The organism is Coleofasciculus sp. G2-EDA-02 (genome assembly GCF_040226375.1).
Lineage (GTDB): Bacteria > Cyanobacteriota > Cyanobacteriia > Cyanobacteriales > Coleofasciculaceae > Coleofasciculus.
The window spans coordinates 18,504-27,360 of record NZ_JAVKEW010000126.1 but is presented as its reverse complement, the minus strand read 5'-3'; the positions used below and the strand labels follow the sequence as shown (position 1 = coordinate 27,360).

Genomic DNA, 8,857 nt, shown 5'->3' with positions numbered 1-8,857 from the left:
TAGGATGCAGGGCTTGTAAAAAGCTAGCACATCGAGTACTAGCTTTTTACTTGGGGGAGTCCATGTATCCCCACCCTACTCCACTTCGTTCCGCTGAGGATGGGGTTCTATAGCTCCCCCTCTCCCCCCACGTTTCGATAGGACTTAATTGGGTGACAGATTACCCTGAGTACCACAATCCTTACTATGCAAATTCCTAAGCAACTTTGGCGAGCGTCTCCTTTATTGTTATCTCTGTTGGGTGGTATCCTCATGGGATTAACCCCATCCCCTGTAGAAGCCTGGTCTTTGGCGTGGATTGCTTTGGTGCCTTTATGGTTCTTAGTCGTAACCCGTCAAAGTCTGCGCCAGACGGCTTTATCTGGTTTCTGCTGGGGGATTGGCTATCAAGGCTTAGCTCTATTTTGGATTACAGGGATTCATCCCATGGATTGGATGGGAGTACCCTGGTTAGCCAGTTTCGCGATCGCGCTTTTTTGCTGGGCGTTTATTACCCTCTGGGGGACGGTGCTTGTGGTGCTGTGGGCGGTGGGGATGACGGCGTTCAATTCAATGTTGAATCGTCAAGGTGCAAAATTTAAAACCCTCACTCGCGTCTTGATGGGAATTGCCCTCTGGTGTGGTTTAGAAGCCTTCTGGACCTTAGGCGATCTCAACTGGACATCTCTGGCTTATACCCAGAGTCCCCATAATTTATGGATTTTGCATCTGGGTCAGATTTCGGGTCCGTTTACGGTAACTGCAGCCGTTGTTGCCGTAAATGGGTTAATCGCCGAAGCTGGGATTAGTTATTTCTCAAATCGAACCAAACGAGTTACTGATTCTAACGCAAAGCAGAAATTTATCCTAGCCTTAGGACTCCTCATCGGTTTCCATCTGATTGGATTTGGACTCTACAGTCGCCCTCTGATTCAACCGACTCAAGCAGCCTTCAAGGTTGGCATTATTCAAGGGAATATTCCAAACACAATTAAACTCTACCGAGATGGTTTGAGTCGGGCAATTGAAAATTATACCAACGGTTACAACGCCTTAGCTGATCAAGGAGTTGAGGCAGTTTTGACACCCGAAACAGCTTTGCCATTTATCTGGGATGAACAGGATAATCAATTTCGCTCAACCGTTCCGTTTTATCAATACAAACTCGACCGTTTAAAACAAGCTATTTTAGAAAAAGGTGTACTGGTTTGGCTGGGAGCGTTTGGTGAAAAAGGGGATAGCCTTACCAATAGCTTATTTACGATTACAGGTAAGGGTGAAACCATCAGTCGCTATAACAAAGTTATTCTTGTACCTTTAGGAGAATATATTCCCTTTGAGGAACTATTCGGCGGTTTAATTGATCGCCTTTCCCCCTTAGATGCCCATTTAGCCGCAGGTCAACCCAACCAACAGTTTGCCACACCTTTTGGTCGTGCGATCGCGGGGATTTGTTATGAGTCAGCCTTTGCCTATCATTTCCGCCATCAAGCCGCCAGGGAGGGTGAGTTTATTCTCAGTGCCTCAAATAATGCTCATTACAGTGAAACCATGCCCGCCCAACATCACGCCCAAGATGTGATGCGAGCCATTGAAACGGACCGGTGGGCAGTACGGGCGACGAATACGGGCTATTCTGGCATTGTAGATCCTCATGGGAGAACCTTATGGCTTTCTGGGATTAATACATACCAGATTCACGCGGCGACAATATATCGGCGACAAACCCAGACGCTTTACGTGCGCTGGGGAAATTGGTTAACTCCGACATTATTAGGATTGGCGATTGTGGTGTTTATCGTGAGTCGCTTGAATCTTCACCAATAGACAAGATTTAACGGTAAAGCGGGAGACGCGAATGGCAAATTTAGAGCATCTGAGATTACTTCAACAAGGTGCAGTTGGCTGGATTAAATGGAGAAATCAACATCACACTATAGAACCCGATTTGAGTGAGGCTAACCTAGAAGGCGCTAACCTCAGAGGCGCTAACCTGAAGCACGTTAACCTGAAAGGGGCGCAGTTAGAGTCGGCTAATCTAATCACCGCCAACCTAACAAAAGCCAACCTCAGCCTTGCTTATCTGAGTCTGGCTTGTATGATTGACGCTAATCTCATCGAAGCTTCCTTAGTCAGCGCTCATTTGATGCAAGCGGAACTCAGTTATGCTGATCTAAGCCATGCTAACTTAATCGGCGCTGATCTCAGAAGCGCTAAGTTGATGAACGTTAATCTGAGTCATGCTAATCTGATTGGCACAGACTTGAGAGAGGCAAACCTGAAAAGCGCAATGCTCAATGAAGCCAATTTGAGACGCAGCAATCTCAGTGAAGCCACCTTGATTCATGCCCATCTTAACCGGGCTAATTTGAGTCATGCTAACCTCCATGAAGCCGAATTGATTGGTGCTTACCTCTACCAAGCTGACTTGGAAAAGGCTAACCTCAGTCAGGCTCATTTGGGTAGTGCTTATCTGTTTGGGGTAAACCTCAGCGCCGCCGATTTAGAAGGAACAGATTTGAGATGGGCGAATCTCACAGCAGCAAATCTCCAAGCCGCTAACCTCAAAGGCGCTAGATTGGAAGGCACCCATCTTGACAAAGCGAATCTGACAGGGGCAAATTTAGATAATTGTAACCTAGACGGTGCTAGTCTCCAAGGGACAATTCTGCCCGATGGGACGATTCATTGATAGGGGAGGTATTAGCTGTTCAGTTATTTCTGCTGTACACCCGCAAACCGTAGGGGCGCACTATCCGTGCGCCCTTGTATCAATAATCACCTCTTCCCCAATGTCTGATCGAGTGCATCCCAGACACGCTACGATGATTGACAACCGGGATAATTGGGAAGCTACTATGCCACGAACACAGCGTAACGATAACTTTGTTGACAAAACCTTCACGGTAATGGCAGATCTAATTCTTAAGGTTTTGCCAACCAACAAGAGAGCGAAAGAAGCATTTGTCTATTACCGAGATGGTATGTCTGCTCAGGGAGATGGCGAATATGCCGAAGCTTTGGATAACTACAAGCAAGCGTTGGAGTTAGAAGAAGATTCCTATGACCGCGGCTTGATTCTATACAACATGGCGTTAATTTACACCAGCAACGGTGATCATGAGACAGCATTAGACTACTACCATCAAGCCCTCGACTCTAATCCCCGTCTCCCCCAAGCGCTGAATAATGTTGCTGTCATTTACCACTTCCAAGGTGAGAAGCAGAAGGAAGCAGGAAATGATGAAGCCGCAGAAAAGTTGTTTGAGCAAGCCGCCGAGTATTGGAAACGAGCGATTCGTCTGGCTCCTAATAACTACTTGGAAGCCCAAAACTGGCTGAAAACTAGCGGACGTTCAGCTATTGATATCTATTTTTAGTGATCGTCATTTGTCATTTGTCATTAGTCATTGACTAGGGAATAATCAAAAAATAACAATCAACAATCATGATTGACCTAGAACAAGTTCGCAAAGTCGCTAATCTGGCGCGTTTGGAGTTGACTTCTGAAGAAGAAGATCAATTTTTGCCGCAGCTTAATAGCATTTTGGATTACTTTCAACAGCTTAGTGAATTGGATACAGAAAATGTTCCGCCAACGACTAGAGCTATTGACGTGAGTAATGTGACCCGACCTGACCAACTTCAACGATATCCGGAGCGGGATGCTTTATTGGCAGAAGCTCCTGACCAAGATGGGGACTTTTTTAAAGTGCCGCAAATTCTCAGTACGGAAGAGTAACGCTGAATTTGTCCTTCGTCTTTGGTTATGTGCCGTTTTTTTTGAGAATAACCAAGGGCGAAGGATGACAAGATGAAATAGAGAATTGCATAACAGAAATTTGGGATAATTAACAAAGCGTTGGAATAGGGAGAAAATATGGCAACTGGAATGCTGGTGGATGGACAATGGACAAAGGAACCTTACCAGCAAGACCCTCAGGGGCGATTTCTGCGAAATCCGACCAAGTTTCATAACTGGGTGAGTGCTGATGGTTCTACAGGGTTTAAAGCTGAGTCGGGACGCTACCATCTCTATGTGTCTCTCGCTTGTCCGTGGGCGCACCGCACGCTGATTATGCGGAAATTGAAGGGTTTGGAGGAGGCAATTAGCCTCTCAATTGTTGACCCTTTTATGGATGAGGACGGATGGGAATTTTCTGATGCTCCCGGTTGTATTCCGGATACGGTTCATGGGGCTCGTTATTTGCGACAAGTGTATCTAAAAGCTGACCCGAACTGTACCGGACGAGTGACAGTCCCCGTGCTTTGGGATAAACAAAAGAATACGATCGCGAATAATGAATCCCGTGAGATTATCCGCATGTTCGATACTGAGTTTGAGGCGATCGCGAAATCTCAGGTTAGCTTCTATCCCGATCATCTGCAAGCAGAAATCGATCGCGCGATTGACAGAATTTACCAACCGATCAACAATGGTGTATACCGCGCTGGGTTCGCCACGACTCAGACGGCTTATGACGAGGCGGTAACAGAACTTTTTGAAGAACTAGACTATTGGGAAGCCGTTCTATCCCAGCAACCTTATCTGTGTGGCGATCGCATAACGGAAGCCGATTGGTGCATGTTCACCTCCCTGTTTCGCTTTGACCCCGTTTACTACGTGCATTTTAAGTGCAACTTACGCCGAATTAGCGATTATCCCCATCTGGGAAATTATCTCAAAGATCTCTATGAGCAACCAGGCGTTAGTGATACCTGTAACCTTGACCAGATCAAGCAACACTATTACAAAAGCCATCCCCACATTAACCCGACTCGCATTGTACCCAAAGGGCCAGTGATTGATTGGGTGATGGGGTAAGTGTTGAGTGTGTAGGGGCGGGTTTTACAGATACCATTCAGAAGCAAACCGTTAACTTAACTCGCGCCCGCCCTGACTGAGTGTTGAGTGAATTCCCTCTGCTTGCCATAGTTCCACCGCCGAAGTCTCTATAACCCCATCTCCCTCATCTTCACAAATTTTCACCGATAGGGTGAAATATATTCAGGAGCATACATAATTTAGTAGTATTGTCAATACTATTTGTCTTACGATATTGAGATCGGTAGAGTCTAATTTAAGCCATAGGTGAGGTAGCATCTGAGATAGTCCCAATGGATTACTCACGGCTCCTGATCCCCAATCACCACCCGACTAGCGAGAGAAGGCAAGCTGCCAAGGCGTTTACACCAGGTTGCACTATGATTTCTAATTTATCTGAACAGTCCCATTATCCAGAAAGTGCCAGTAGCGGATTACAAATTGCCAGAGGATTAAAAGCTAAATCACAAAACTATAAACGATTGCTGGTGGAGGTGTTGAAATGGACAGGAGGACAACCCTTCCTCACCCAGCAGCTTTGTCGATTGATCGCTCAAGCGCCTGATGCACCGTCGAAAGGAGCAGAAGCGCAATGGGTGGAAAAGTTAGTGCGATCGCGCTGGATCGAGAATTGGGAGCAGCAACCGGAACTGATGCATTTGCAGACGATCCGCGATCGCTTGCTCAGACGCAAACACCGCAGTCATAAGCTGTTGCTGGTGTATCAGCGCATCCTCCAACAAGGAGAATCGATCGCTAATGACAGTTCCGAACACAAGGAACTGCGGATGATGGGGTTAATCCTCAAGCATCAAGGGAAAGTTAGGATTCACAATCGCATCTATGAATCAGTCTTTAACCAAGAATGGGTGAATCAGGCTTTAAAAACCATCCAAGCGGATTTAGAACCAGGGGACTCGGAATTTCTCAAAGCCTTAGCAGAATTAGAACGAAAACTCCTGGTTTCCCAAGTGGAAATCTTATCAAAAGCCGATACGGAATCCGAGGATGAAGGTTCGGCGCAAGCCCTTTATGAGGTGCTGCGCGATGTCACCTCTAAAGTCGGCGAATTACTCGGTGCCGATCGCGCCACCATTTTCTTACTGAATGACGAGAAGACAGAACTCTGGTCATTAGTGGCGGAGAATGAAGAAGGGGAATTCCTGGATATTCAAGTGCGAGTCGGGGAAGGGATTGCCGGTCAGGTGGCTCAGACGAAAAAGGTGATCCATATTCCCGACAATGTTTATGATGATCCACGCGCCGCCCTGGTTAAAGAATTTGACAAAAAATATAGTTACCGCACTGAAAACATTTTGGCATTTCCCATCTTAAGTGAAAGCCAAGAAGTGATTGCGGTGATTCAGCTACTGAATAAATTACCCACCGATGAGCAATCTGACAAGCGACCCAAAGGATTCACCACTTTAGACTTAGAACGGTTGGCAAAATGTGTGGTTCCAGTGCGGCGAATTCTGGAAAGTTGCCAATCCTGTTATAAGGTAATGAAAAAGCTGCGGGCGACAGCAGCGTTAGCGGAAGCCACGCGATCGCTCGATCAGATTAACTTAGATACCAAAGCCATTTTGCAACGGGTAATGAATACCGCCAAGAAGCTGCTGAACGCCGATCGCAGTACCTTGTGGTTAGTGGATCGCGATCGCACAGACTTATGGACGGAACTTCCAGGGAAAGGAGAGGTGCGCTGTGATATTGGGGTGGGCTTTGCGGGTCAAGTAGCACAAACCCGCCAACCGATGATTATCCCCTTCGATCTCTACGATCATCCCAGTGCGGAAAATGCCAAAAAAACGGATGAACAAACCCGCTACCGTACCTGTAGCCTCCTCTGTATGCCCGTTGTTAGTCCAGATGGGGAATTATTGGGCGTAACCCAACTGATTAACAAGCGCAAACCCGGAGATCATCCAGAGTATAACAAAGACGAGTGGCCCCACGTTCCCAGTTACTTTAAAGCGAGTTTTGATAAAAATGACCGCCAGTCCATGCAAGTCTTTAACGAACGAGTGGGCGTAATCCTGCAATTTGTCAAGACCCATGAGACGCTAAAACAGCTTGCTCAAATTGAGCCAAAAGAATCCGTTTATAACACCCTAGCAATTCTCAGTAATTCCGTTGCCGATCAGAGTGATGAAGCGCTCTACAATGCGCTGTATTATACGTTGAGCTTTATCACCAACTCGATTAACAAACTCTTGGGCGCAGAACAGACCACGATTTTCCTAATGGATGCCGAACAAAGCATCTTTTGGTCATTAGTCTGGAACTCCAGAACCCTAAATGCTCAAGAGATTCGGGTGTCCGCCACCCTAGGAATCGCCAGTAAAATTGTTGAGTCTCGTTCAGTCAAAGCCAGCAAAAACCCCAGTAAACTGAATGATCTGTTAATCCATATTGGCTTAGAACCTGACGCGATCAAACACATCGAAAACCTGTTGTTATTCCCGGTTGTAGACTCGAAAGGGAAAGTGATGGCTATTATTCGGTCATTTAACAAATTCATATTTACCTATGAACCGGGAGGGACGTTATCCGAAAAAATCGAAATCAATGGCTTTACCCAAGCCGATGCCCAGAAATTGCAGGAACGCATGACATCCACGTTACCCATTCTGCAAGGGTTCCAAGCATTTCACCGGGAAATTCGCAATATTCAGGAACAACGCAAGGCGATCGATCCCCTCTATCAAGCGATTAGTTTAGTTAGTAGCAGTAGTGGCGGAAATGCCGAAGAAATCATCCAAACGGTGATGCAAGCGGCAAAACAACTGACCCATGCTGATCGCACCACCCTTTGGTTAATTGATTACCAAACTCAGGAATTATGGACAAAAATCCCCCAAGCCGATGGTTCTTTAATGGAAACGCGAGTACCTTTAGGAGAAGGGTTTGCTGGCAAAGTTGCCCAAACCGGTCAACCCTTAAACATTCCCTTTGACCTCTACGATCATCCCGATTCTGATATCGCCCGCAGAACAGACGCCAAAACCCATTATCGGACATGCAGTCTGTTATGTATGCCTGTTTTAAGTTGTGATGGTGAGTTACTTGCCGTTACCCAACTCGTGAACAAACGTTATGGTGAGGATACGACGGAGTATGATCCATCCAATTGGCCCCAGGTTCCTGACTATTTTAAAGCCAGTTTTGATGAAAATGATCAACGGGACATGGAAATTTTTAACAATCAAGTGGGTGTTGTGCTTCCAGGTATTATTCGTTAAGCCAGTTTGTACCAGACGTGCCATGGCGCGTCTGTTTTGAGTAACTAATGAATAATGAACAATTTTTACCCCAATACCTGAGTAAATTCTTCTGTAGTCACTCCCAAAATGCGTGCCAATCGATTCAGTTCACTATCACTGAAGCCATCACGTACTTCTATTATCTCGTCCACGGATTTTCCTAAAATCCGGGATAAGGACTTCAGTTGGCTATCGGGAATATCCTTACCTTGGAATATATCTTTAAGCTGTTGTGGCGCTAATTTGTAAGAAGCACAAAACCGGACAAATTCTCGATTACTGATATCCAGGGCTTGTTGTCTTTCCCGCAGCAAAAACGCGATCGCACGAGTTCCATGTTCCGGACGTTTAGCTCTGTCTAGATAGTCCTGGACGCGCCTGTCGAGATGATTTATGCTAATCCCAGCTTGTTTAAGCAAATCGATACAGGCTAATTTTAAGGCTTTGTTTAACATTTCATTTTCTTCATGGAGTCTTTCGTACTCATTAAAGATTTCGACCATCTTCGTCGCAAATTCTGGCGTACAAAACCCAACTTCCATATCCTCGCAGGAAATGGCAATATAGGAGCGGTAGTGGTTCAGTTGCAAACGCAATGTCTGGTTATTTTGGCGCATAAGTCCAACGTTTTTAGTAAAAAAACCATTCTAGGGGAGTTATTTGACCAATTGTGCCAAAGTATAGTTCATAAGGATAGTGGAGTAGAATGCAAGAGTTTATAATATAGCGCCTCCGCCAAAAAATTGGTGATCTTGCTCTCCCACCTGACTGAGGAATGTTGGAGAAT

The 8,857-nt window shown here is 45.9% G+C and carries 7 protein-coding genes; 6 read left to right on the top strand and 1 reads right to left on the bottom strand.

Annotated features, from left to right (window positions below; genetic code table 11):
• Positions 1 to 186 precede the first annotated feature (186 nt).
• From lnt to RLO19_RS14320, 6 genes are all read left to right on the top strand, one after another.
• The gene (gene lnt, locus RLO19_RS14345) at positions 187 to 1,806 is read left to right on the top strand and encodes an apolipoprotein N-acyltransferase (RefSeq protein WP_446357390.1); all 1,620 of its coding nucleotides are present in this window, start codon (positions 187 to 189) and stop codon (positions 1,804 to 1,806) included.
• 31 nt (positions 1,807 to 1,837) lie between these two features.
• Positions 1,838 to 2,671: a pentapeptide repeat-containing protein gene (locus tag RLO19_RS14340; RefSeq protein ID WP_446357388.1), complete on the top strand. Its 834-nt coding sequence runs from the start codon at positions 1,838 to 1,840 to the stop codon at positions 2,669 to 2,671.
• A 166-nt stretch (positions 2,672 to 2,837) separates the two neighbouring features.
• Positions 2,838 to 3,359 (top strand): photosystem I assembly protein Ycf3, encoded by a 522-nt coding sequence (locus RLO19_RS14335; RefSeq protein WP_446357386.1) that lies wholly within the window; start codon positions 2,838 to 2,840, stop codon positions 3,357 to 3,359.
• A 68-nt stretch (positions 3,360 to 3,427) separates the two neighbouring features.
• Entirely contained in the window at positions 3,428 to 3,721 is a 294-nt protein-coding gene (gene gatC, locus RLO19_RS14330; protein ID WP_446338658.1) for an Asp-tRNA(Asn)/Glu-tRNA(Gln) amidotransferase subunit GatC, read from the top strand.
• 138 nt (positions 3,722 to 3,859) lie between these two features.
• A complete protein-coding gene (locus tag RLO19_RS14325; RefSeq protein ID WP_446357384.1) occupies positions 3,860 to 4,804 on the top strand; it encodes a glutathione S-transferase family protein in 945 nt (314 codons plus the stop codon).
• A 380-nt stretch (positions 4,805 to 5,184) separates the two neighbouring features.
• Positions 5,185 to 8,049 carry a GAF domain-containing protein gene (locus RLO19_RS14320; RefSeq protein WP_446357391.1) on the top strand — a complete coding sequence of 955 codons (2,865 nt, stop codon included), beginning with the start codon at positions 5,185 to 5,187 and terminating at the stop codon, positions 8,047 to 8,049.
• A gap of 65 nt (positions 8,050 to 8,114) precedes the next feature.
• Here the strand turns inward: RLO19_RS14320 and RLO19_RS14315 are convergent, their stop codons facing one another.
• Positions 8,115 to 8,687 (bottom strand): hypothetical protein, encoded by a 573-nt coding sequence (locus tag RLO19_RS14315; RefSeq protein ID WP_446357382.1) that lies wholly within the window; start codon positions 8,685 to 8,687, stop codon positions 8,115 to 8,117.
• Positions 8,688 to 8,857: the final 170 nt, after the last annotated feature.